This is a genomic window from Streptomyces sp. NRRL F-5650 (assembly GCF_000721365.1).
Lineage (GTDB): Bacteria > Actinomycetota > Actinomycetes > Streptomycetales > Streptomycetaceae > Streptomyces > Streptomyces ardesiacus.
Genome location: NZ_JOGV01000171.1, coordinates 1 through 340 on the forward strand (window position 1 = coordinate 1; position 340 = coordinate 340).

1 protein-coding gene is annotated in these 340 nt (G+C 71.5%); it reads right to left on the reverse strand.

Going from position 1 to position 340, the window contains the following annotated elements; translation table 11 throughout:
• Positions 1–340: KR domain-containing protein (locus tag IG88_RS42200; protein WP_037837584.1), on the reverse strand; the 340-nt coding region annotated here is incomplete at both ends.

Genomic DNA, 340 nt, shown 5'->3' on the forward strand with positions numbered 1-340 from the left:
CACGAACAGGTCCAGCTCACGGTCACGGGTCAGCTCGTGCAGGTTCCAGGCCCCGTCCACCTTCGGCCGCATCACCGACACCAACCGCTCCGCCGTCAGTCCCGTCACGACCCCGTCGTCCAAGGCACCCGCCGCATGCACCACACCACGCAGCTCCCCGATCCGGTCCAGGAGCGCGCGAAGCCCCGCACGGTCCGCGGCATCACACGCCTCGACCCGTACCGACGCACCCAACGCGGCCAGCTCCCCCACCAGCTCAACGACCCCCGGCGCGTCCTCACCACGCCGGCTCGCCAGCACGAGATCACGCACACCGTGCACCGCCACCAGATGCCGCGCC